A 22,976-nucleotide genomic window follows, 5' to 3' on the forward strand; every position below is an offset into this window, starting at 1 on the left:
TTACACCCATCTGTGGGAAGATGGAAGAATCATTGAACTCGAAGGGGTTTGTTATTGATTTAGCGTATTTTTACATGGTGTAAAAATATTCGTAACGATTTAATTTTCGGGTGAAAATAGAATGAAAACTTTTGTTGCAAAGCCAGAGACCGTAGAACGCGACTGGTATGTAGTTGACGCTGCAGACAAAACTTTAGGTCGCTTAGCGGCTGAAATAGCACTACGTTTACGTGGTAAGCATAAGCCAGAGTATACACCTCACGTTGATACTGGTGATTACATTGTTGTTGTGAATGCTGAAAAGATCACAGTAACAGGTAACAAATTTAAAGATAAAGTGTATTATGCTCACTCTGGTTACCCAGGTGGTCTTAAAGATACAACTTTTGAAAAGCTAATCGCTAAGAAGCCAGAAATGGTTTTAGAAGTAGCGGTTAAAGGCATGTTGCCAAAAGGTCCATTAGGTCGTGCAATGTTCCGTAAACTTAAAGTTTATGCTGGAACAGAACATAACCATGCGGCTCAACAGCCTCAAGTACTAGACATTTAAGGAGCGAGACAATGGCAGATACTCAATACTACGGCACTGGTCGTCGCAAAAGCTCTACCGCTCGTGTTTTCTTACGTCCAGGTACAGGTAATATCGTAATCAACAAACGTCCAATTGATGTTTTCTTTGGTCGTGAAACTGCACGTATGGTCGTGCGTCAACCGTTAGAGTTAGTTGAATTAACTGAAAAGTTTGATTTATACGTAACTGTTTCTGGTGGCGGCATCAGCGGTCAAGCAGGTGCTATTCGTCACGGTATCACTCGTGCATTGATGGAATATGATGAGACGTTACGTCCTTCACTTCGTCAAGCAGGTTTTGTAACCCGTGATGCACGTAAAGTTGAACGTAAGAAAGTGGGTCTTCACAAAGCGCGTAAGCGTCCACAGTTCTCAAAACGTTAAGCGTTTATTCAATATCAAAACCGCTCATTCGAGCGGTTTTTTTTGGTTTAAAATATTGTTAAATAAATGTTTTTATTGATTTTGCTCAATATTTTTGTCACTAAAGATCCCGTATGTAAAGCAGATAACCCATTAAAGACAAATGTCTTAGAAGATATATGCAGATAAACACTATATTGACTTGTTTTTAGTGGGTGTTTTCTTTAATATTTCGCGCAGAATTATTTTTGGAGTAATAGCGGATGAGTAATGTATCAGTTGATGCAAAACAAACAGCCTCAGACAATCAGCCAGAAAATACTAATCGTCGTAAATTTTTAACAGTTGCGACATCAGTAATTGGCGGGATTGGAGCGGTTGGCGCGGCAGTTCCTTTTGTTGCATCTTGGAATCCAAGTGCTAAAGCAAAAGCAGCAGGCGCAGATGTGGAAGTCGATATCAGTGGTATCGCACCAGGTCAATTAATTCGAGTCATGTGGCGTTCTAAGCCAGTTTGGGTAGTACGTCGTACACCTGAACTTTTATCTTCGTTAGAAGCACATGAAGACCAACTACGCGATCCAAATTCAGAAAATGAACAACAACCCGCTTTTGCGCAAAACCGTTACCGTTCTTTGAAAGACGAATATTTGGTTTTAGTGGGTATTTGTACTCACCTAGGTTGTTCACCGCAGCATTTAGCTGAGGGCGCTTTTGCCGAATATGCTGAAGGCGTTGCGGAAGGTTTCTTCTGTCCATGTCACGGTTCTAAATTTGATATGGCAGGACGCGTATTCGCGGGTGTACCTGCACCACTAAACCTAGTTGTTCCTCCGTACCAATATCTTGATGACAACACGTTGTTGATCGGTTCAGAGGCATAAGGATAATATTATGAATGCATTATTAAATTGGTTTGAGCAACGTATCCCATTGATGCGCGTTGCTAATATGCACGCAATCCAGTATCCAGCACCAGTCAATATGAACTTCTGGTATGTATTTGGTTTCCTAGCGACCATCGTTTTAGTAAACCAAATCGTGACAGGTATCTGGTTAACTATGAACTTTGAACCCTCTGCCGAACGTGCTTTCGCTTCAGTCGAATACATTATGCGTGAAGTAGACTACGGTTGGTTAATCCGTTACATGCACTCAACAGGTGCATCTGCGTTCTTTATCGTGGTATACATGCACATGTTCCGTGGCATGATTTACGGTTCTTACCAAAAGCCTCGTGAATTATTATGGGTCTTCGGAATGCTTATTTACTTAGCATTGATGGCTGAAGCTTTCATGGGCTATGTTTTACCATGGGGACAAATGTCTTACTGGGGCGCACAGGTAATTGTATCTTTATTCTCTGCCATTCCAGTCATAGGTCCAGATTTAGTTGTATGGATCCAAGGTGACTATGTTATCTCTGGTGCAACACTAAACCGCTTCTTTGCACTACACGTTATTGCCTTGCCATTGGTCATTGTAATTTTAGTATTCTTACACATCATTGCGTTGCACGAAGTGGGTTCAAACAACCCTGATGGTATTGCGATTAAGCATAAGAAAGGTAGCCTTTCAGAAGAAGAAAAAACCAACTACGAAATCCATGAATATTATACTAGCAAGTACGATATTGCGGATGATGTTGTTCCATTCTTCCCGCACATTGTATTGAAAGATTTGGTTGCTTTCTCCATTTTCTTAGCAGGTTTTGCATATGTCATGTTCTTTGCGCCAGAAATGGGCGGTAAGTTCCTTGAGCATCCTAACTTTGAAATTGCTAACCCGTTAAAAACACCAGAACATATTTTCCCTGTTTGGTACTTCACGCCTTTCTATGCGATTTTGAAAGCTGTTCCAGATAAGTTATTCGGTGTTTTAACTATGTTTGGTGCTATTGCTGCATTGTTTGCTTTACCTTGGTTGGACCGTGGTAATGTTCGCTCATGGCGCTATCGTTCTGGTCTCCACAAGTGGAACCTAATTATCTTTGCTATTGTTTTCATTTTCCTTGGTTACCTAGGTGGTACGCCACAAGAAAACTGGAAAATCATTGCGTCACAGATTGCTACTGTAATGTATTTTGGTTTCTTTGGTTTACTGTGGATTTATAGTAAAAATGAAAAAACCAAGCCAGTACCAACGAGGATCCGTTAATGAAAAAATTATTGTTAGCTATTGCTTTATTAGTACCGAGCTTAGCTTTTGCAGCAGGTTCTTTACATCCTTTGGATAAAGCGGATTATGATTTAACGGATCAAGCATCATTGCAAAATGGTGCCCGTATCTTCATGAATTATTGTTTAGGTTGTCACCAACAACAGTATCAGCGTTACTCGCGTACTTTTGCAGACTTAGGTATTCCAACTGATTTAGGTACAGAATACTTGCAGTTTACTGGTGAAAAACCAACTGACTATATCACTTCACCTATGCCACAAGCCGACGCTGCTGTGTGGTTTGGTGCACCACCACCAGATTTAACATTGGTAGCTCGTGTGCGTGGTGCCGACTGGTTGTATACGTATTTACGTACTTTCTATGTCGACGACAGCAAAACGTTTGGAGTGAACAATTTGGTGTTCCCAAATGTTGGTATGCCTCATGTTTTACAAGAGTTACAAGGTACACCACGTATCTCTTATGAAGAGGCGATGGTTGATGGTGAAATGGTCGAGCGTTATGTTGGTATTGTTGCTGATGGCAATGGTGAACTAAATGCTGAAGAGTATGACAAGGCTATCTTGGACTTGGTGAATTACTTAGAGTATACCGGTGAGCCTTCAAGATTAGAATCTGAAGCCTTAGGTAAAGGCGTTTTGATTTTCATCTTCATATTCTTTGTTTTTGCATACTTACTGAAGAAAGATTATTGGCGTGGGATCAAGAAGTAATATTTGCTTACTTCATCTCAGTTAATTTTCTGATATAATACCAAAAGGGGCAACTGCGCCCCTTTTCTATTTATAACGAATTCCGATATTCATTATGTACGAGAGTACATTACAGGAGAAAGCTACATGGGCTTAGCAGCTAACAAACGTTCAATAATGACATTGTTCTCAGATAATATTGATATATACAGCCACCAGGTCAGAATTGTTTTGGCCGAAAAAGGTGTCGGTGTCGATATCTCTTATGTTGACCCAATGAACTTGCCCGAAGAGTTATTAGAATTAAACCAATATGGCACGTTGCCTACTTTGGTTGATCGTGATTTAACGTTGTACAAAGCAGATATTATTATGGAATATCTGGATGAACGTTTTCCGCACCCACCACTCATGCCAGTTTATCCTGTAGCACGTGGTGAAAGTCGCTTATTGATGCACCGTATTGAACAAGATTGGTATATCAAAGCCGGTCACATTTTCCGTGGTGATGGTGATACAGAAGCATTACGAAATGAGCTGCGTGAAAACTTACTTGCACTTGCTCCTATTTTTGCTAATACACCTTATTTCATGTCTGAAGAGTTCAGTCTTGTGGATTGTTATTTAGCACCATTGTTATGGCGTCTTCCTGCATTGAATATCACTTTAACAGGTAATGGCAGTAAAGAAGTATTGGACTACATGAAGCGTATTTTTGAACGCAGTTCATTTATTGCTTCATTAACTGACCAAGAACGTGAGATCCACGCACCACTCTAAATTGATGTAGACACATACTGTTGTGAACAGTGTGTGTCTACTTTCTCAGTCTAAAAGCTAACGTTTTAAGCAAAGTGATACTATACAATGAATTCTACTGACGAGCATAAAATGACATCTAACCAGCCTTATATGTTGCGCGCATTTTATGATTGGATCGTCGATAATGATTTAACTCCGCACCTAGTTGTGGATGCCTCGTTACCTAACGTATTTGTACCAATGCAATTTGTCCAGGATGGTCAAATTGTTCTGAATGTATCGCCATCTGCTTGTGTCAATTTTGCGTTATCACCCGACGGAATATTCTTTCAAGCACGTTTTGGTGGTAAACCATATGAGATTAGTATGCCCTGTCATGCCGTGTTGGCTATATATGCACGCGAGAATGGGGCGGGAACGGTTTTTACTCCTGAAGATAGAGAGATTGACGAATCGGCCCAAGAAAGCCCTTTAGAAGCGGTTACAGACACCCAAGAGCATGAACCAGTACCTGAAACGGACAAGCCAGTTAAGCCGAAAGGCAAACCGACACTCACCGTTGTCAAGTAAACTCACGACAACTAAATAATCTCAAACACACGATTTACGCGCACAACGTTGTTTACATTACGTGCTATATCTACAGCTATCGTGGCTTCTTGATTCGTCACTAGTCCCATCAAAAAAACTTCGCCATTGTTGACAATAACATTCATGTTAGACGTCGATACTTTATCATCAGCGATGAGTTTTGCGCGAATAGTATTAGCAATAATGATGTCTTTGGCTTGTTGTTTCGCACTGGCCAATGGCGCAATACGAATCTGATTATGATATTTTTTGATATAGGTATTTTGTTTAACAGCCGCATCAATTTGTTTAAGCCATTTTGCATCAGTTACCTGTCCAGTAAGTAATAACTGGCGATTAAACAACTCAACATCAATGTTACTTTCAGCACTTAAGCCTTCAATCTTAGTAATACGGTTACCAATGGACAATGCGTTGTTTGTATCATCGATTTGGGTACCTACACTACGCGGATCAGAAGATGAAGATGCGCCTACTGCAACAGCAGAGCTTAAAGCAACCACCGTACAACCTTGCAGAGTAAATAATGTCGTTAAGCCTAAGGCTAGCAAACTGAATTTTATTTTTTTACGCATAATACTTTCCACAGATTTTCAATTAAGCAAAGGAATTAATAAAACGAGTTCCTCGAAACCAAATGATTGTAAATTAGTTATCCTGAGGGAATAAGCTATCGTCAATGCATTCACATAAGTTGTGAATGGCGAGTAAATGCACTTCTTGAATTCTGGCTGTACGATTTGAAGGGACACGGATTTCCACATCATGCGCACTCAAAAATCCAGCCATTTCACCACCATCTTTGCCAGTCAACGCGACGATGGTCATATCACGAGATAATGCAGCTTCCATGGCCTTAATCACGTTGGCCGAGTTACCACTAGTCGATATCGCTAAGAGAATATCGCCAGGTTGACCTAGTGCGCGTACCTGCTTGGCGAACACCTCTTCATAACTATAGTCGTTCGCGATAGAGGTAATCGTGGAACTATCTGTCGTTAAAGCCATTGCAGGAAGACTTGGACGGTCCCGCTCATAACGGTTTAATAACTCAGAAGAAAAATGCTGAGCATCACCCGCTGAGCCCCCATTGCCACAAGATAAGATTTTATTCCCGCGGATCAATGCTTCAACCATCATGTTTGCTGCCGCAGCAATCGCTTCAGGTAGAACTTCACTAGCGGCTATCTTGGTTTGGATACTTTCGGTGAAATTTGCTTTTATGTTATCAATCATGTGCGTTCTCTTATTAAATTGAAGTAAGCCATCTGGCTTTGTTGCCATCAATAGCTACCAAATCAATGCGATGCTCAACATGATTTGGGTTGAGATTATATTTTGCCATAAAGACATAGATGGCTGCAGTTAATTTTCTTCTTTTTTGTGCGGTAAATTGCTCTAGTGCAGTCCCATGCGAACCCTTTTTTCTGTATTTTACTTCGACAAACACCCAGGTTGCTTTGTCACGCATGACCAAGTCGATTTCACCACATTTTGCGCTAAAGTTCTGAGTCACTAATATTAAGCCTTTACTTTGTAGGTAACGGGCTACTTTTTGTTCAACAAGTAACCCTCTAGCATACGCAAACTGAGCGTTATTCTGTGCCACTAGTGATAATCTGTTGATTTTTAATCATTGCTCTAGGCATGTGTCGAGCGACTGTTTTTCGCTCATCTATGTACAGATCCCCAGTTAACCCTGAATATACAAGACCAGGTACTTGCGCTAATTTATGTGCCGAAAAAAGTAAGCTGTAAGCATCATGTCCAAAGGCAAATAAACGCTTATCCGTTGTCGATGCGGTTGGAAATAGTGCGCTATGAGTCGCGTATAATGGATCTTCTTGACGCTGTAATAACCACGGAATATCAATGAATTTGACGTTTTGTAGATCTCTTAGGGAGTTCTTATTTAGCTTGTGATTATAACTACGAGAGGTGGCATAGACTGGTAGGATGGTACTCGAAAAAGAAGAGATACTAGACTCTATCATAGGATTAATTAATTCGGTTTGTTTGGCATTGGCAAAGACCACAAACGCATCAATATCGCGTCGATTACGCGTCACACTGAATAACTCGCCGCCGAGATATCGTTCTATTTTATTGGCTCGCTGTTTACTATCTGCTACTCCCAAAACTTCAGTGATGGCTTTTCTGAGAGATTTGTTGTCAGTAAAGGTCAGAGTGAGTAAACGGTTGTCAGCTTGTAATCCCGCCCAACGCTCGCTAAACGCAGCAGCCATTCTCGTTGCAGTGGAATCATTGGCGTGAATCAGAATAGGCTGTTGATACTGGTCGCGAAACATTTGTTCTGCGATTTGTGTCGCTTCATCTTCAGGCGCCAGTGCGAAAAAATATGTCATGGCAGTTGCCGTTTTTGATGCGTCGAAACCTGCCAGGAGACGACTAATCTCATCTGTTTGTTGTGTCGTGTTTGTGATTCCCGGATCAAGAGTAGTCTGTCTATCCACTCGATTTAAAGCAAACAGCTGTTGTTGTGGTTTGATTAACGGTAAGACCATTTCTACATTTTCTTTTAGTAATGGACCGATAATAACATCGGCATCTACGATAGCTGATTGCATCTGTTCACTATCCATTCCAAACGTATCTGTGAACGTCAGGAGATGAGCTTTTCCTTGGGCAAAATAACTGGCCAGAATACCTTGTTTGATTTGTTCAGCACGTGCTCCCAAGCGCCCACTAAGAGGCAGGAGAACGGTGACTTTGACTGCAGTATTATTTTGTTCATTGGCCAACAACACCGGTATTTCTTGAGGTATATTTGTAACCAAAGGATGTCCTGCGTATTGGTACTGCCAATACGTCAAGGCGTTAGCCAATGCATAAGGAGTGAGACCGTGTTCACGTAAAATCAACGCCAACTCAATAAATGCGTTCACTCTTGGTTCGTCAGTTTTCGTTAACTCTGTAGCAGGTAAACTTTGGGTTAACGCCCATACTTGCTCCAACACATAACGTTCACTTTTTACGTACGCATAAATGGCATTGGGAATATCTAACAACGCCTCAAACAGCAAGGCTTTGTTGAACCATTGTTGCTGGGATAAGTCTGTTTTTTGAGTGGGCGCATTTAACAGTTCGATACGCTTAACAAGACTATCTTGTGGGTGAGCGCAAACCGCTCGGTAAAAACTAGCTTCGGCTTGCTGTTCTTTGTCTAGCGCCGCAAAATGATCCACAGTAAAAAGTGGAGCAAGCACAGCATGTGTGGCTGCGCAGTCATCATTTGTAAAATATACTTTAGCAGCGGCTAAGACTTTTTCATATAGAGTATTAACTGCACCTATTTGCTCAGCTTCTTGGGCCGCTTTTAGGTATTTTGTAGATTCCGCAAGCACTGAATGGTCTTGTGTATGAGCCGCTTGTGTTTGTTTTATACGCTCCGGGAGTGTTGTCTGAGGTTTATGAGTACTGCCACAGCCAGTTAGTAAGAGCGTGAATAAAACCATTCCAACGAGAGGTATCAGTGACAGGTGCATTATGTGGCGTTCTCCAAATACTGTTCGGGCAAATGTTTTAAGCAATCTGATCTAACTAAGCTATCCGTTCATAACGGCTTGGGTGTATAATACATCTTACTGTATTTTTTATGAACAAGCATTATGTCAGACACGGGTTTTTTATATATTGTGCCAACCCCGATAGGGAATCTCCAAGATATCACACAACGTGCTATTCAAGTTTTATCGGAGGTGAGTGCCATTGCTTGTGAGGATACTCGGCATAGTCGGATATTACTCGAACATTTAGGGATCAAAAAACCCACCTTTTCGATTCATGATCATAACGAATCTCAGCGTATTGAGCTAGTGATCGAAAGGTTAGAAAAGGGCGAATCGTTGGCGTTAATAAGTGATGCTGGCACGCCATTAATTAGTGATCCTGGATATAAGATCGTACATGCTTGTCGTAAGCAAAACCTACCTGTGGTGAGTTTGCCTGGCCCATGTGCTGCCATTGCTGCGCTGGCCGGTTCTGGGTTACCCTCTGATACATTTACATTTAAAGGCTTTTTCCCTGTCAAACACCAAGCTAAACAAAACTTAGCGCATACCCTACTCACTGAAACGGCCACGAGTATTTTTTATGAGGCGCCTCGACGTATTCTTGATACGCTGAGTGTATTAGCTGAAATGTTACCTGCTGAACAAAATATTGTGGTCGCCAAAGAAATCAGTAAAACCTTCGAAACGTATCGCTATGGTTCTGCAGAATCTGTGCATGCATGGTTTGCTGCAGAAGATGTCCGACAAAAAGGTGAGTTTGTCATTTTAGTCAGTCCCGGATTAGCTCAGGACGAAGCCCTACCTATGGCCGCTCAAGACCTTTTACGTTTGTTGTATACAGAAATGCCACCCAAGAAAGCGGCAGGTGTAGTCGCCACTCACTATGGCCTCAAAAAGAACACTTTATACCAATGGGCGCTTGCTAATTTAGGCTAGAGGAATACTTCGTACAAGGGGTTCCCCTGATAAATGACTTTCTAAGAAAGCCTATCTTTGAAATCTTGATAAGTGAATTCACGAACTAATGTAAATGTCCCATCGGTTTTTAATACGCCAATCGCAGGGTGCTGAATACCATTAAAGAAAGTCGTTTTGACCATCGTATAATGCATCATGTCGGTGAATACCAAGCGCTGTCCCACTGCCAACGGTTCAGCAAAACTATACGCTGGTAACATATCGCCAGCCAGACAAGAATTGCCACCGAGTTTGTAGGTATATGGCAGTTCATCTGCTGCACCTGCGCCAAGGATATTCGGGCGGTAGGGCATTTCTAATACATCAGGCATATGTGCCGTCACAGAAATATCTAGGATCCCTATGGGCCCATTGTTTTCAACAATATCAACGACTTCACAAATTAGCGGGCCAGTATCCCAAGCTACAGCAGAACCTGGTTCAAGGATGACTTGTAGATGAGGGTATTTTGCCGTAAAGCGTTGTAACACCTCGATGAGATGCTCAACATCATAATCAGCACGCGTCATTAGGTGACCACCACCGAGATTCAGCCACTTTAATTTAGCAAAATATTCGGAAAATTGTTGCTCTATCGCGTTTAGCATGCGTTCAGTCGCATATGAATCAGACTCACATAGGGCATGGATATGGAAGCCTTCAACGTCGCTAAGGTCTTGCTCTTTGAGCTGTGCTGCTGTTATCCCTAACCGAGAACCTGGTGCACAAGGATCATATAAGGGAGTGTCGGCTTCTTGATGCTCAGGATTGACCCGTAAACCGATGCTCACATTATGGCGATGGGCAGTCGATTTATGCAATAAATATTGGGCAATAGAATTAAACGAAAGATGATCGACGGTTTGGCAGATTTCTTCCATTTCAGAGGTTTTAAATGCGGGTGAAAAAGCATGTACTTGCTTCCCAAACTCTTTGGCAAGTAAGGCTTCCCACAAACCAGAAGCTGTCGCCCCTTGTAAATATGGGCGCATAATTGGAAAACATGACCACATGGAAAAGCCTTTAAGTGCCAAGATGATTTCTACACCCGTTGCCTCTTGGACTCGCTGTATTAGTGCTAAATTGTGCAATAATTTTTGCTCTTCCAGAACATAACAAGGGCTCTGGATGTCAGAGTTATTGGTCCAATGTGGCATGTTTAATCCTAGATATTTAGCTTTCAGAGCGGTCAAAAGGTGATTCACATTCCATGACATGCCAAGGTAAACCATGTTTATTTAGCATTTCCATAAACGGATCTGGATCCATTTCTTCCATGTTGACCACGCCATTTTTGCGCCATGTACCATTTAACATTAATGCCGCACCGATCATTGCTGGCACACCAGTGGTGTATGAAACAGCCTGTGCACCGACTTCTTCGTTACAAACTGCATGGTCACAGTTGTTATAAATGAAAATCGTTTTTTCTTGGCCATCTTTAACACCAGTAATGTAGGTACCAATACATGTTTGTCCAGTGTACCCCTCAGCTAATGAACCTGGATTTGGCAACACGGCTTTTAAAAATTCCAGTGGGGCAATTTGTTGGCCATTAAAGTCAATCGGATCAATACTCGTCATACCAATACCTTCAAGGACTTTTAAGTGATTTAGGTAGGCGTCACCAAATGTCATCCAAAAACGTGCGCGTTTGATCGTTGGAAAATGTTTCACTAATGATTCTAGTTCTTCGTGATACATCAAATAAGAAGCACGCTCACCGATATTTTGATAATGGAGGTCCTCACGAACACTTAACGGTTCTGTTTCACGCCACTCACCGTTGAAATAATAACGGCCACGCTGAGTGATTTCTCGAATGTTGATTTCAGGGTTAAAGTTAGTGGCGAAGGCTTGTCCGTGATCGCCACCATTACAATCTACGATATCGAGATAATGAATTTCATCAAAGTAATGTTTCGCTGCATATGCGGTATATACATTAGTGACACCAGGATCAAAACCGCTACCTAATAAAGCCATTAACCCAGCTTTTTCAAAGCGTTCCTGATATGCCCACTGCCAAGAGTATTCAAATTTAGCGACGTCTTTGGGTTCATAATTTGCAGTATCCAAATAATCAACGCCACATGCTAAACAAGCATCCATAATTGCTAAATCTTGGTAAGGTAATGCTAGGTTAACCACTAAGTCTGGCTTAGTTTGTTTAATGATGGCCTCTACCTCGTGTGCATGGTCAGCATCGACGGCAAACACCCCTTTAACGCGATCAGCTCCCACTTCTTCTTGTAACGCTGCGCATTTACTCACTGTTCTTGAGGCCAAATAGATCTCTGAAAAGTGCTCAACTAAGCGGGCGCATTTTTTTACTGTAACTGCAGCAACACCGCCTGCACCAATAATTAAAACAGTAGACATAACAAAACCTTATCAATGAATAAAAGCTAAACGATAGACAGTCCTTACCCATCCAGTAAGAAGATACCGTCAAAATTTCGCGAATTCTAGCACCGAATACAATTTTTACAATGTTTGATGCATAAATGGCGCACCGATTTCCACCTTATTGGGCGTAAAGGTAACCGGATAAAGAATTTGTTGCATTATCCCCGTATACAAAGAGACTTCAAAAACTAGAACATCTTGGTTTTCCGTTTGTGGGGTGTCGACATACGCAGAATACACAATCAATGAATTGCTTTTGGATACATTGACAGTGTGGTGCAAGATAGTGTCTTCTAATTGCTCAATAACGCCACATTCGTGTTCTTTGTGTTCGTCAAAAAACACACTCTGTATATCGCCATCTATGCCAATGGCAGCGAAGGGGTAAAACGTTTCGTTATACGAGAGAAGCGAGGAACATAAAGCTAAACTCGCGTCTATCATTTGGGTAACATCTGCAGGAAGTTCTGGTTTGGGAATATGCAAGGTAATGTCCTAGTAACGAATATATAATTAGAACGTCTAGGTATTAATATTAGTTCACAATTTTCAAATGTTCACTTTTTGTCGATAGAATTTGTCGAAAGGTTTCTAGTCGCCTGCAAACCGCCAGTATGCAGAAATACAATATCGGTATAATGCTTAAGATGGCCACTTTTGACTAGCTCGCTCAAGCCCCACAGCGCTTTTCCTGAATAACAAGATTCCACTAATAACGTGGGATTTGCTGCGTTCCAAGATGTGATAAATCCATCTAATACGGGAGAAGATTTGGCATATCCACGAGTGACATAATCATGATTTATCCACCACGTGTTGTCCCTGTCGTAGTGTTCATCACAGAGTAACTCAGAGACGTTATCCTCGAGATAACCTTGGCCTTTTAACACCGCTATTCCCAACACGTCACAGTATTTGGCGGCCACTAAGCCAGCGAGAGTGGCACCCGTGGCGACAGGACTCACAACTAATACTTTTTGTGGTACTGCTGAGTATTGGTCATATGCTTGCGGTAATTGTGTTGCTATTTCTGTCATACACATAGCACTTCCTGCTAAAGCATCCACCGAGTAACCTCCTTCTGGCAGAATTATTGCGTTAGGGTGGCTTGTTTGTAAGGCTTGAATACTGGCTTGGTGTTCTGGATGAGATGGGTCTGTATAGCGTTTATATTGGGACTTATCTGTGTAAATAATATGACTCGACCATGCCGCTAAATCCTGTAAGCAAGGTGTTTCATTTCCCGTATAGTGACCACGTACAATAGCCGTAAACTCATAGCCCAACACAAAACAAGTATAGGCCAATGCATGCAAGTGATTAGAGTGGCCCCCCCCGAAACTGATCAGGTGCACTGAATCTTGAGTAACCCGTCTATGGCCTAGTGCTGTGATTGTTTGACTTAATTTACGCCATTTATTTCCAGAAATAATAGGATGAATTAAATCATCTCTTTTGCACCATATCCTAGCGAGACTGCCGTCGAGAGTCATACTTTCAAGAGGAGAGGGTAGCGTCAGTACATCAGCTAATGCGGGAGGTAAATTGTACATTAAAGTTGATCAATATCTGTCTTGATTGGGTAAACATTAACATAGAACCATTTAATCATGCAGTTGAATTATGTGATTAAAAATCCACAGTGTTTTCATTAAGGATAAGCATAAGATGCAAAATAATTCGTTTTTTAAACGGTCAAAATGGCATGCAAGTACCCGCTATTTGGGGCATAAGTTGACATATTTCAGTATATTTTTGAGTGTGTGCTTGAGTATACCTGCTTGGGCCGCTCCAGTAACCGAGAAGCCAACCCAAATTGAATCAACAATCGACATTGCCCAAGTGAAATCCTTTGTTCAGCCTACTAATTTAGTCGGCAAAGCCCGCTTATCCTATTTATTTTGGGATGTATATGATGCACAGCTATTTGCACCACAGCAAAATTTTTCAGCACAAGGGACATATGCGCTTTCTCTTCGCTATCTAATGGATTTCTCTGGACCTGATATTGCAGAACGTTCACTGGATGAAATGCGTGGCCAAGGATACCGCGATCAAGAACAGTTAAAGCGTTGGTTAGTTGAAATGCTCGCTATATTTCCTGATGTGCAAGCAGGTGACGAGTTACTGGGAGTTCGGTCCGTCACTGGAAGTAGTTATTTCTTTTACAATGGCTCAGCAGTAGGTGAGGTTAGTGATCCTTTGTTTGCCGACGCATTTTTTGGTATTTGGCTGGCCCCCAATACTTCAGAACCGAAATTACGAAAAAAATTACTAGGAATATAATTATGTTGAAACAACATTTACGAGCGCTTTGCTTATCGAGTTTATTGGTGTTCTCCTTGAGTGGCTGCACTTTAACGATTGATGGAAACGACTATAAACAGCAAGCACCTGAATTTAATGTTGTGGCATTCTTTTCTGGCGATGTTAAAGCATGGGGGATTGTCCAAAATCGTTCAGCTGAAGTGGTTCAGAGGTTCATTGTGGATATTGATGGCACGGTGGAAGACGGCGTTTTAGTGCTAGATGAAACCTTTACATATATTGTCGGTGAAGGAGTTCAAAAGCGTGTCTGGCGGTTGACTCCTCAAGCGGATGGCACATTTGTGGGGAATGCCGGTGATATCAATGGTGACGCCCTAGGCACTCCTTATGGGAGTGCGTTTAATTTTGTATATGAAATGGATTTGACCGTTGATGGTAGTACATACACAGTATCTTTTGATGATTGGTTTTTTGCGTTAGACGACCAAACCATGATGAACCGATCATATATCAAAAAGTTTGGCATTGTCGTAGCTGAGGTCACTATATTCATGCAAAAGACCTCAAGCTAGGGGCTATTGGTTACAAGTTTGCCACTGATAGAAAAAGGCAGAATGTCTAAAGCGTCAGATAATCATACTTTTTATCAGGGTGATAGAAAAAACTTTTCTTCGGATTATAGGGGGTGAAATTAAGATATTTACCTGCTTTACACATCCCTTGAATTTTGATCCAATATTCTGGGGTCATCAAGTCCCCATGGAGTTCTTTTAGTAAATCCTTTAGATGTTTTTTCCCAACAATAAAATGTTCAAATTGTTGCGGGAAAACATCATTAGGTCCGACAGATAAAGTATCTACAGCAAATGGGTCATCAGTTTGAGGCATTTTTCTAAAGTTGCGTTCATTCATGAAGCAAATTTCATCATAGTCGTAAAAGATGACGCGACCGTGTTTAGTGATGCCAAAGTTTTTGTGCAACATATCTCCAGGAAATATGTTTGCTAAGGCAATCTGTTTGATGCATAAACCGAGTTCATCAATGGCCGAACGGATCTTTACCGGGTCGGTTTCTTCATTTAAGTATATATTTAAAGGTGTCATTTTCCTTTCGATATACAAATGTTTGATAGTTAAAACATCTCCTGTAATGGCGATACTACTCGCACAGGTCTCTTGTAAATAGTTGAGAAGTTCAGGATCGATCCGGTTTAAGTCAAAGTTAAAATTCATATATTCATGGGTATCAGCCATGCGTCCGATGCGATCTGACGTTTTGACGAGTCGATATCGGTTTTTAACAAAATCACGGGTAATTTTTTTACTTTCAGCAAATTCATCTTTAATGACTTTGAAGACAATGCCGTAACTTGGAAGATGAAAAACGGTCATAACCAAACCCTTGATCCCCGGGGCAAGTTCATAGTTGTCTTGAGTTTGGGTCAGGTGGTGAGAATAATTCCGGAAAAATTCTGTTTTACCGTGCTTATAAAAGCCCAATGACATATACAATTCGAACTGTTTTTTATTGGGGAGTAGTTCAGCTAAGAAAGCGACTAATTCTGCTGGATTTTGAGTATCTGCCATAAAATAAGAACGTGCAAACCCAAAAATAACACTCAGATCTGCACTGTCAGTTAGTAAGGCATCCACAAATATTTCATGACTTTTGTTGATTCTCAGGGCAATCACAAAAGGGAGAGTTTTGTTTTCTAAGCAGATACGCCCAATGAGATACGCAGCTTTCCCTCGGAAAAAAACAGGCCGTAACATTTCTACCGTATGGACTTTGGCTAACTCTTCTTGGGGAAAGACTGCTCGTAAACCTTGTTCAAGGTTTTGCTTGTCTCTTTCTAAGTCCGCAAATGGCGTGTTAAACGTGAATGTTGCGAAAATCTGATCATACATATTCCGCACGGTACCCGTGGTATCAAATGACACAACCACTTTGTCGCGTTCTTGTCCGGGAAGATAACACCGGGTTGACTCGACAAACATCATATCGTTGGTAATGCAGCCATGTTTGAAAATACGGCAAATAACAGAGTTATAAAACGTTTCTGCCAGTTCAAACTGTGGATGATGAGCTATGAGTTTGGTATAGCAGGTTTTCATTTGTAACCAAAACTCAGCGGTCTCCTGTTGTGGTTGCAAATGATGATAAATTTCAGTGACGACTTCACCTAGGCTTTGTTCATAAATCGTGATGCGTTCTTTTATCGCCTGCTGTGAAGCTGCCCAGCGCCTTTGCTCAAATCGCGATTGGGCACCTTTGGTGATCCGAGAATACCATCGATAGCTTTTATCAAAACCAGATAAAATTTGATAAGCGATTTTTTGGGCACGTTCCATTGAGCATCCTAAACGATAAAGGTTTGGTTGTATTTGCGACAAAGACCTTGGATGAGATGTCCTCACTATAAAGTAAAACAGAAAGGTTTAAAAAGCCCCTGTATTTAGACCTTAGTCGTGCTATGATAATCAACATAAAAAGTATGCTTATTTGTTGTTGACATTTAGACGTCTATACGGCAAATTAAAAGCATGAAAACAATTATTAGCACCACCGACATGACGATTATTACCATCCTTAACAGGGCGGACGTTGGTTAGTGCAAGTCACAAAATCTTCAGAAGCCCGCTAAGTTAGCGGGCTTTTTCGTTTTTGGCAAGGTGTTAATGAATCATGCAAGAGTATTGCATAGTGTCTCAAAAATTATCAATACTCACACAATAAAGGGCATACAGGAGTCTATATGAAAGTTTTAAAGTTTGGTGGGTCATCATTAGCCGACGCCCAACGTTATCAAGGTGTCGCTGACATTGTATTTGATGTACATCAAACCCATGGTGCAGCTGCTGTGTTATCCGCTCCTAAAGGTGTGACTAATGCATTGTCGCTATTAGTCGAACAAGCCCAAGCCCAAGAGGATTTTGGCGAGTTACAAGCCAAATTAACCATGACACTAAATAGTATCGTGGCAGAATTAATGGGGGCCGTTGAAGGGTTCAAGCCGGAACCTGTGAAAGCAGTCATCGATGATGCCCTGACCATTTTAGATGAAAAATTAAGAGGTATTTCTTTACTGAACTCTGCCCCACAAAGCACAACTGCCGAGTTGCTTAGTTTAGGTGAATATGTCTCAGTCAATATTTTACAAGGTATTTTACAAGCACGTGGCGTGACTACCGCTATTGTGGATCCCGTTGAACACATTATTGCTCATGGTCCTTATTTGGATGCTTTAGCCGATGTTGGTGCCTCAAAAGCCACATTTGGCTCAGTAGATACTTCAGGTGACACGTTGCTTATTATGCCGGGTTTTGTGGCTGTTAATGAAGAAGGTGAAAAAGTCACGCTGGGCAGAAACGGTTCTGATTATTCAGCAGCAATTCTTGCTGCTTGTATTGACGCTGAAGTATGTGAAATTTGGACGGATGTAGATGGCGTGTATAACGCTGATCCAAACCAAGTAGAAGGTGCGGTCTTAATGGATAAGTTGACCTACGAAGAGGCGATGGAACTGTCTTATTTCGGCGCTAAAGTCTTGCATCCTAAAACGATCGGTCCGATTGCCCAACACCACATACCATGCTTGATTCGCAACACTTTGAACCCAGCCGCACCAGGTACCTTAATCAGTAACGAGAAAAGTGAAAAATGGACCCATGTTAAAGGGATTTCTCATTTAGATGATGTCGTGATGCTAAACATCGCTGGCCCTGGGATGAAGGGGATGGTGGGTATGGCTACGCGTATTTTTGACTCATTAGCGAATGCTCAGATTTCAATTACCTTAATCACTCAGTCATCTTCAGAGTACTCGATCAGTTTCTGTATTTCTGCCGTTGATCACAGCAAAGCATTGGATGTTTTACACGATGAGTTTGCTTTGGAACTGCACAATAAGTTACTTGAACCGATTGATGTTCGAGAAAATTTATCGATTGTCACCTTAGTCGGTGATGGTATGCGTAAAACCAAAGGTATGGCTGCAAAGTTTTTCCAAGCGTTAGCTCAAGCACGAATTAACAACATCGCGATTGCTCAAGGTTCATCAGAACGCTCGATTTCAACAGTGATTGAAGCAAATAAAGCGAAAAAAGCCGTCAAAGTTGTGCATCAAAACTTCTTTAGCCGAATGCATTGTATCGATGTCTTTCTTATCGGTTGTGGCACAGTGGGGGCTGAGTTATTGGACCAGATCGCACGTCAACAACCTCAGCTAGAAGCTAAATCAGTACGCTTACGCGTCTATGGTGTAGCCAACTCGAAACAAGTATTGCTTAATCCTAATGGGATTGATTTGAGTGACAAAGCCCAATGGCAAGCTGATTTAATAGAACACGGTGTGCATTATGGCTTACCAGAGCTACAACAATTTGTGGTGGATAATAGTTTAACGAATCCTGTGTTTGTTGATTGCACTAGTGCCCAGTCCGTAGCTGATCAGTATGTTGACATCCTTGATGCTGGTTTCCATGTAGTGACGCCAAACAAAAAAGGCAATACAGGCAGTAGTCAGTATTATGCAGATATCAAAGCGGCCGCTTTGCGTCACAAGCGTCAATATCTATATGAAACAACCGTAGGTGCAGGTCTACCGGTTATTGATAACTTACAAAAGTTAGTGTCTGCAGGTGACCGCTTAAATACTTTTGAAGGTATTTTATCAGGCTCTTTATCCTATGTGTTCGGTAAGCTAGAAGAAGGTTTATCTTTGTCAGAAGCAACCGCTGTCGCAAAATCGAACGGTTTCACAGAACCCGATCCGAGAGATGATTTAAGCGGTATGGATGTCGCGCGTAAATTACTGATCATGGCACGTGAGGCAGGGATGGTATGCGAACTAAGTGATATTGATATTCAGTCTGTGTTACCTGCTGACTTTGATGACAGCGGTGACATTCCGACGTTTATGGCTAATCTTGAAAAAGCCAACGATTACTATGCTGAATTAGTTGCACAAGCGAAAGCGGATCATAAAGTATTGCGCTATATTGGGAGTATCAAAGACGGTAAATGCGCTGTCAGTATCCAAGCTGTGGCATTAGATAACCCACTTGCAGCAGTTAAAGACGGTGAGAATGCCTTGTCAATGCACTCTGATTATTACAGCCCAGTACCTTTTGTCATTCGTGGCTACGGTGCTGGCGCAACAGTTACAGCAGCTGGTGTATTTGCCGATATCCTTAGAACAATGGCATGGACACAAGAACTATGAGTCAGTCTCTCACTGCGTTTTCACCTGCATCCATCGGTAATGTAAGTGTTGGCTTTGATGTCCTTGGTGCTAGCCTGGCGCCGGTGGATGGCACTTTATTAGGTGATCAAGTCACTGTCCAAGAGGCCCCTGAATATACCTTAACGGTTTCTGGGCGCTTTGCCGATAGATTACCACCTGGTACTGACAATAATATTGTTACTACTAGTTATCATTTTTTTAATGAGGCGTTGGTACAAAAAGGGCTGCCCGTAAAAACACTTGCTTTGCATTTGACCAAAAACTTACCGATAGGGTCTGGCCTGGGTTCCAGCGCTAGCTCGATTGTTGCAGCGTTTTATGCGTTGAATGCATTTTATGACCATCCTTTTGATGATAATAGCTTGTTGTTTATGATGGGGGAGTGTGAAGGGCAAATTAGCGGAGCCGTACACTATGACAATGTGGCCCCAGCCTTGTTTGGTGGGATGACACTGATGACGGGACTAGACAGTCCTATCTGTGAAAATGTTCCAGTGTTTGCCGATTGGTATTGGGCGATATGTTATTCAGGAATTTCTGTATCAACCTCTGCAGCTCGTAAAATTTTACCGACTGAATTACCCATGGCGACCACATTGACATTTGGTCGTCAATTAGCGTCATTTATCCATGCATCGCATACCCAAAACGCGCCTTTAGCCGCCGCAGTTTTACAAGATGTGATTGCCGAACCTTATCGCCAATCATTGTTGCCGCATTTTTCGGAAAGTCGAGAATTTGCGCTGGCCAATGGCGCTTTAGGTTTTGGTATATCTGGCTCAGGTCCAACTGTATTTGCAGCCTGTCCAGATCGTGCTACAGCAGAAAAAGTAGCGGATTATTTAACTAAACACTATATTCAGAACGAAGACGGTTTTACTCATGTGTGTCATATTGATACAGCAGGCAGTCGCGTTTTATAACCTTATTTTTGATAGAAAGGAACAACCATGCATTTGGTTAATTTAAAAGATAATACTCAGCAAGTTGGTTTTTGTGATGCCGTTAAAACCGGTTTAGGGCGTGACCAAGGCTTGTTTTTTGTTGAAGAGATAGCTCCCCTAGCAGATATTAATGCTGCATTGGCATTACCACTGGTCGAGCGTAGCCAATTGATCTTACAACACCTTATTGGTGATGAATTCAGTGAAGGCGAATTAAATGCCCTAGTCGAGGCTGCATTTACCTTCCCTGCACCGGTAGTGAAAGTCGATGAACAAACCTATGCATTAGAGTTATTCCATGGTCCAACGTTAGCATTTAAAGACTTTGGTGGTCGTTTTATGGCTCAATGTTTGACGAAAATCAGTCAAGGTGCTCCAGTGACTATTTTGACGGCAACTTCAGGTGATACAGGAGCTGCAGTAGCACATGCTTTCCACGGTATTGATAATATCAATGTCGTAATCTTGTTCCCTAAAGGTAAGATTTCTCCATTACAAGAAAAGCTCTTTACTACACTAGGTGGCAATATTCATACTGTTGCCATTGATGGTGATTTTGACGCTTGTCAGGCCATCGTCAAACAAGCGTTCGATGATCCGCAAATGCGCGAAGAACTGCACCTTAATTCAGCTAACTCGATCAACATTTCTCGGTTGTTGGCACAAGTTTGTTATTATTTTGAAGCCTTTGCTCAGTTAGATGAGGCAGCTCGTAAGGAGCTGGTTGTTTCTGTGCCGAGTGGAAATTTTGGTAATTTAACAGCCGGCCTGATTGCTAAAGCACTCGGTTTGCCGATTAAGCGTTTTATCGCGGCAACAAATTTGAATGACACGGTTCCTCGCTATTTAGAAACGGGTGAGTGGGCTCCGAAAGACACGATTGCTACCTTGTCTAATGCTATGGATGTGAGCCAACCCAACAATTGGCCACGGATCGAAGCTATGGTCGAATTCGGGATTATTGATAAAGACATCATCACGGGTATGATGATTGACGAAGATTGTACACAAATCGCAATGAAACATTTACAAAGCGTAGGCTATACCTCAGAGCCTCATGCTGCGCTTGCTTATCGCAGTCTGCAAAAGAGTTTAGCAGAAGGAGAAACTGGCTTATTCTTAGGTACAGCACACCCTGCTAAGTTTCGAGAGTCAGTGGAAAATATCTTAGGTGAACCATTAGCATTACCTAAAGCCTTAGCCGATGTAGCTGCTGAAACGTCGTTAGATGTGGATAAACCGGCTGATTATCAAGCAATTAAACAATACATGTTTGATATTTTGAAGTAATGTTAGTGTTTTATGCGTGAAGATGAGTACGTTTTGGAATATTTTTTCTAAGCGTACTTATATCTACTAGAAATTTATTGTGACAAGCGGTAATCTCAGTTTAAGATTTTGCCGCTTTTTTATAGGTGCCTATGTCGACTTGGGCCGATTTTATTGAACAACAACAACAAGAAACGTATTTTCAGCATCTACAGCGTGAAGTGGCTTCGTTGCGTGCCAACGGACAAGTTGTTTACCCAGCTGAAAAAGATGTGTTTGCCGCTTTTTTGTTAACCGACATATCTCAAACAAAAGTGGTTATATTAGGTCAAGACCCTTATCACGGGCCCGGTCAAGCTCATGGTTTAAGTTTTTCAGTCCCCGATGGTATCCAACCTCCACCTTCCTTGAAGAATATCTATAAAGAGTTGGAAATGAGTTTATCTGATTTTGTTCCCCCTGTGCATGGTAACTTGACCGCTTGGGCAAAGCAGGGGGTAATGTTGCTCAACACGGTACTAACGGTTAACGACGGCCAGGCACATTCTCATGCCAAGCTTGGCTGGCAAACATTTACTTACCGAGCGTTAGAGTTCCTACTGACAAACAATCAACACGTAGTATTTATGCTGTGGGGAGCCCATGCGCAAAAATTTGCTCCGCAGATAGACACTCAGCAACATCTTGTACTAAAAGCGCCTCATCCTTCACCCCTTTCAGCCCATAGGGGGTTTATTGGCTGCAAGCACTTTAGTCTGGCAAATGATTGGTTAGACAGAAAAGGGTTAGGCAGCATCAATTGGCAGGTGTGATCATTTAATGGGGCAATAACACCCAAATATGGCCCTGCTTCATACGATGTTACCGACCCAGGTTATTCGTGCTATTTATCTTCGTCGCTAAAGTCGAAATTAAAATCATAAGCGCCAAGCTCTTTGGCAAGTCGGCTTTTCTCTTTAATCGCTTCAATTTCTCGCCATTTTCCGTTTTTGCTTTTTCGTTTTGCTTTATTTGGCGCTGGTGTTTCTAACGTTATTGATTCTTCCATGAGAACCTCCTTGTTATGAATTTGTTTAATTTTTGCGCTTATATTGATTATTACTCATATATTGTCAATGATCGAGTAAAGTTATAGAAAATAATATTCCGTAAGGCTTTAGCCTATGAATATGCTAACCTCATTCGGTAATT

General features: G+C 41.7%; 24 protein-coding genes. 14 read left to right on the forward strand and 10 right to left on the reverse strand.

Annotated features, from left to right (window positions below; all coding sequences use genetic code 11):
- Positions 1 to 121: 121 nt before the first annotated feature.
- The 7 genes from rplM to NLF92_RS03005 all read left to right on the forward strand — a co-directional run bounded on the left by rplM (position 122) and on the right by NLF92_RS03005 (position 5,138).
- Positions 122 to 550: a 50S ribosomal protein L13 gene (gene rplM, locus NLF92_RS02975; RefSeq protein WP_254098727.1), complete on the forward strand. Its 429-nt coding sequence runs from the start codon at positions 122 to 124 to the stop codon at positions 548 to 550.
- A gap of 11 nt (positions 551 to 561) precedes the next feature.
- Positions 562 to 954 carry a 30S ribosomal protein S9 gene (rpsI, locus tag NLF92_RS02980; protein WP_254098729.1) on the forward strand — a complete coding sequence of 131 codons (393 nt, stop codon included), beginning with the start codon at positions 562 to 564 and terminating at the stop codon, positions 952 to 954.
- A 242-nt stretch (positions 955 to 1,196) separates the two neighbouring features.
- Complete coding sequence (gene petA / locus NLF92_RS02985; RefSeq protein ID WP_254098731.1) at positions 1,197 to 1,817, forward strand: ubiquinol-cytochrome c reductase iron-sulfur subunit; 621 nt, start codon at positions 1,197 to 1,199, stop codon at positions 1,815 to 1,817.
- A 10-nt stretch (positions 1,818 to 1,827) separates the two neighbouring features.
- Positions 1,828 to 3,090, forward strand: coding sequence for a cytochrome b (locus tag NLF92_RS02990; RefSeq protein ID WP_254098733.1), 1,263 nt, complete (start codon positions 1,828 to 1,830; stop codon positions 3,088 to 3,090).
- Complete coding sequence (locus NLF92_RS02995) at positions 3,090 to 3,827, forward strand: cytochrome c1 (protein WP_254098735.1); 738 nt, start codon at positions 3,090 to 3,092, stop codon at positions 3,825 to 3,827. Before NLF92_RS02990 ends, NLF92_RS02995 begins: the two co-directional genes overlap by 1 nt.
- Before the next feature lie 126 nt (positions 3,828 to 3,953).
- Positions 3,954 to 4,586, forward strand: a complete 633-nt coding sequence (gene sspA / locus NLF92_RS03000) for a stringent starvation protein SspA (RefSeq protein ID WP_254098736.1) — start codon at positions 3,954 to 3,956, stop codon at positions 4,584 to 4,586.
- Positions 4,587 to 4,697: 111 nt separating this feature from the next.
- Positions 4,698 to 5,138 carry a ClpXP protease specificity-enhancing factor gene (locus NLF92_RS03005; protein ID WP_254098902.1) on the forward strand — a complete coding sequence of 147 codons (441 nt, stop codon included), beginning with the start codon at positions 4,698 to 4,700 and terminating at the stop codon, positions 5,136 to 5,138.
- A gap of 11 nt (positions 5,139 to 5,149) precedes the next feature.
- On the opposite strand, the gene NLF92_RS03010 is transcribed toward NLF92_RS03005, so the two are convergent.
- The 4 genes from NLF92_RS03010 to NLF92_RS03025 form a co-directional block, all read right to left on the reverse strand.
- On the reverse strand, positions 5,150 to 5,734 hold the full coding sequence (locus tag NLF92_RS03010) for a BON domain-containing protein (protein WP_254098738.1): 585 nt from the start codon (positions 5,732 to 5,734) through the stop codon (positions 5,150 to 5,152).
- Between the two features lie 73 nt (positions 5,735 to 5,807).
- Positions 5,808 to 6,395: a phosphoheptose isomerase gene (locus NLF92_RS03015; protein ID WP_254098740.1), complete on the reverse strand. Its 588-nt coding sequence runs from the start codon at positions 6,393 to 6,395 to the stop codon at positions 5,808 to 5,810.
- Between the two features lie 13 nt (positions 6,396 to 6,408).
- Positions 6,409 to 6,768 (reverse strand): YraN family protein, encoded by a 360-nt coding sequence (locus tag NLF92_RS03020; RefSeq protein ID WP_254098742.1) that lies wholly within the window; start codon positions 6,766 to 6,768, stop codon positions 6,409 to 6,411.
- Positions 6,755 to 8,665, reverse strand: coding sequence for a penicillin-binding protein activator (locus tag NLF92_RS03025; protein ID WP_254098744.1), 1,911 nt, complete (start codon positions 8,663 to 8,665; stop codon positions 6,755 to 6,757). The genes NLF92_RS03020 and NLF92_RS03025 overlap by 14 nt, the downstream gene beginning before the upstream one ends.
- 123 nt (positions 8,666 to 8,788) lie before the next feature.
- On the opposite strand from NLF92_RS03025, the gene rsmI reads away from it, so the two are divergent.
- A complete protein-coding gene (rsmI, locus tag NLF92_RS03030; RefSeq protein ID WP_254098746.1) occupies positions 8,789 to 9,628 on the forward strand; it encodes a 16S rRNA (cytidine(1402)-2'-O)-methyltransferase in 840 nt (279 codons plus the stop codon).
- 41 nt (positions 9,629 to 9,669) lie between these two features.
- On the opposite strand, the gene nspC is transcribed toward rsmI, so the two are convergent.
- The 4 genes from nspC to NLF92_RS03050 form a co-directional block, all read right to left on the reverse strand.
- Complete coding sequence (gene nspC / locus NLF92_RS03035; protein WP_254098748.1) at positions 9,670 to 10,806, reverse strand: carboxynorspermidine decarboxylase; 1,137 nt, start codon at positions 10,804 to 10,806, stop codon at positions 9,670 to 9,672.
- Positions 10,807 to 10,822: 16 nt separating this feature from the next.
- Complete coding sequence (locus tag NLF92_RS03040; RefSeq protein WP_254098750.1) at positions 10,823 to 12,031, reverse strand: saccharopine dehydrogenase family protein; 1,209 nt, start codon at positions 12,029 to 12,031, stop codon at positions 10,823 to 10,825.
- 105 nt (positions 12,032 to 12,136) lie between these two features.
- Positions 12,137 to 12,544, reverse strand: a complete 408-nt coding sequence (locus NLF92_RS03045) for a hypothetical protein (RefSeq protein WP_254098752.1) — start codon at positions 12,542 to 12,544, stop codon at positions 12,137 to 12,139.
- Positions 12,545 to 12,615: 71 nt separating this feature from the next.
- Positions 12,616 to 13,611, reverse strand: a complete 996-nt coding sequence (locus tag NLF92_RS03050; RefSeq protein ID WP_254098754.1) for a 1-aminocyclopropane-1-carboxylate deaminase/D-cysteine desulfhydrase — start codon at positions 13,609 to 13,611, stop codon at positions 12,616 to 12,618.
- 115 nt (positions 13,612 to 13,726) lie between these two features.
- Here NLF92_RS03050 and NLF92_RS03055 point away from each other — a divergent pair, with 115 nt between their 5' ends.
- Entirely contained in the window at positions 13,727 to 14,344 is a 618-nt protein-coding gene (locus NLF92_RS03055) for a chalcone isomerase family protein (RefSeq protein WP_254098756.1), read from the forward strand.
- A gap of 2 nt (positions 14,345 to 14,346) precedes the next feature.
- Positions 14,347 to 14,898 carry a DUF3833 domain-containing protein gene (locus NLF92_RS03060; RefSeq protein WP_254098758.1) on the forward strand — a complete coding sequence of 184 codons (552 nt, stop codon included), beginning with the start codon at positions 14,347 to 14,349 and terminating at the stop codon, positions 14,896 to 14,898.
- Positions 14,899 to 14,944: 46 nt separating this feature from the next.
- Here NLF92_RS03060 and aceK read toward each other — a convergent pair whose 3' ends face one another.
- Positions 14,945 to 16,678 (reverse strand): bifunctional isocitrate dehydrogenase kinase/phosphatase, encoded by a 1,734-nt coding sequence (gene aceK / locus NLF92_RS03065; protein WP_254098760.1) that lies wholly within the window; start codon positions 16,676 to 16,678, stop codon positions 14,945 to 14,947.
- A 404-nt stretch (positions 16,679 to 17,082) separates the two neighbouring features.
- Between aceK and thrA the strand changes: the two genes are divergently transcribed.
- The 4 genes from thrA (at position 17,083) to ung (ending at position 22,597) form a co-directional block, all read left to right on the forward strand.
- Positions 17,083 to 19,551 carry a bifunctional aspartate kinase/homoserine dehydrogenase I gene (gene thrA, locus NLF92_RS03070; protein ID WP_254098762.1) on the forward strand — a complete coding sequence of 823 codons (2,469 nt, stop codon included), beginning with the start codon at positions 17,083 to 17,085 and terminating at the stop codon, positions 19,549 to 19,551.
- On the forward strand, positions 19,548 to 20,495 hold the full coding sequence (gene thrB, locus NLF92_RS03075) for a homoserine kinase (protein ID WP_254098764.1): 948 nt from the start codon (positions 19,548 to 19,550) through the stop codon (positions 20,493 to 20,495). The genes thrA and thrB overlap by 4 nt, the downstream gene beginning before the upstream one ends.
- A 27-nt stretch (positions 20,496 to 20,522) precedes the next feature.
- Entirely contained in the window at positions 20,523 to 21,806 is a 1,284-nt protein-coding gene (thrC, locus tag NLF92_RS03080; protein ID WP_254098766.1) for a threonine synthase, read from the forward strand.
- Between the two features lie 131 nt (positions 21,807 to 21,937).
- Positions 21,938 to 22,597, forward strand: coding sequence for a uracil-DNA glycosylase (ung, locus tag NLF92_RS03085; protein ID WP_254098768.1), 660 nt, complete (start codon positions 21,938 to 21,940; stop codon positions 22,595 to 22,597).
- 71 nt (positions 22,598 to 22,668) lie between these two features.
- On the opposite strand, the gene NLF92_RS03090 is transcribed toward ung, so the two are convergent.
- Entirely contained in the window at positions 22,669 to 22,833 is a 165-nt protein-coding gene (locus tag NLF92_RS03090) for a DUF3545 family protein (protein WP_254098770.1), read from the reverse strand.
- Between the last annotated feature and the right edge of the window lie 143 nt (positions 22,834 to 22,976).

Source organism: Opacimonas viscosa (assembly GCF_024199005.1).
GTDB classification, from domain to species: Bacteria; Pseudomonadota; Gammaproteobacteria; order Enterobacterales; family Alteromonadaceae; genus Opacimonas; species Opacimonas viscosa.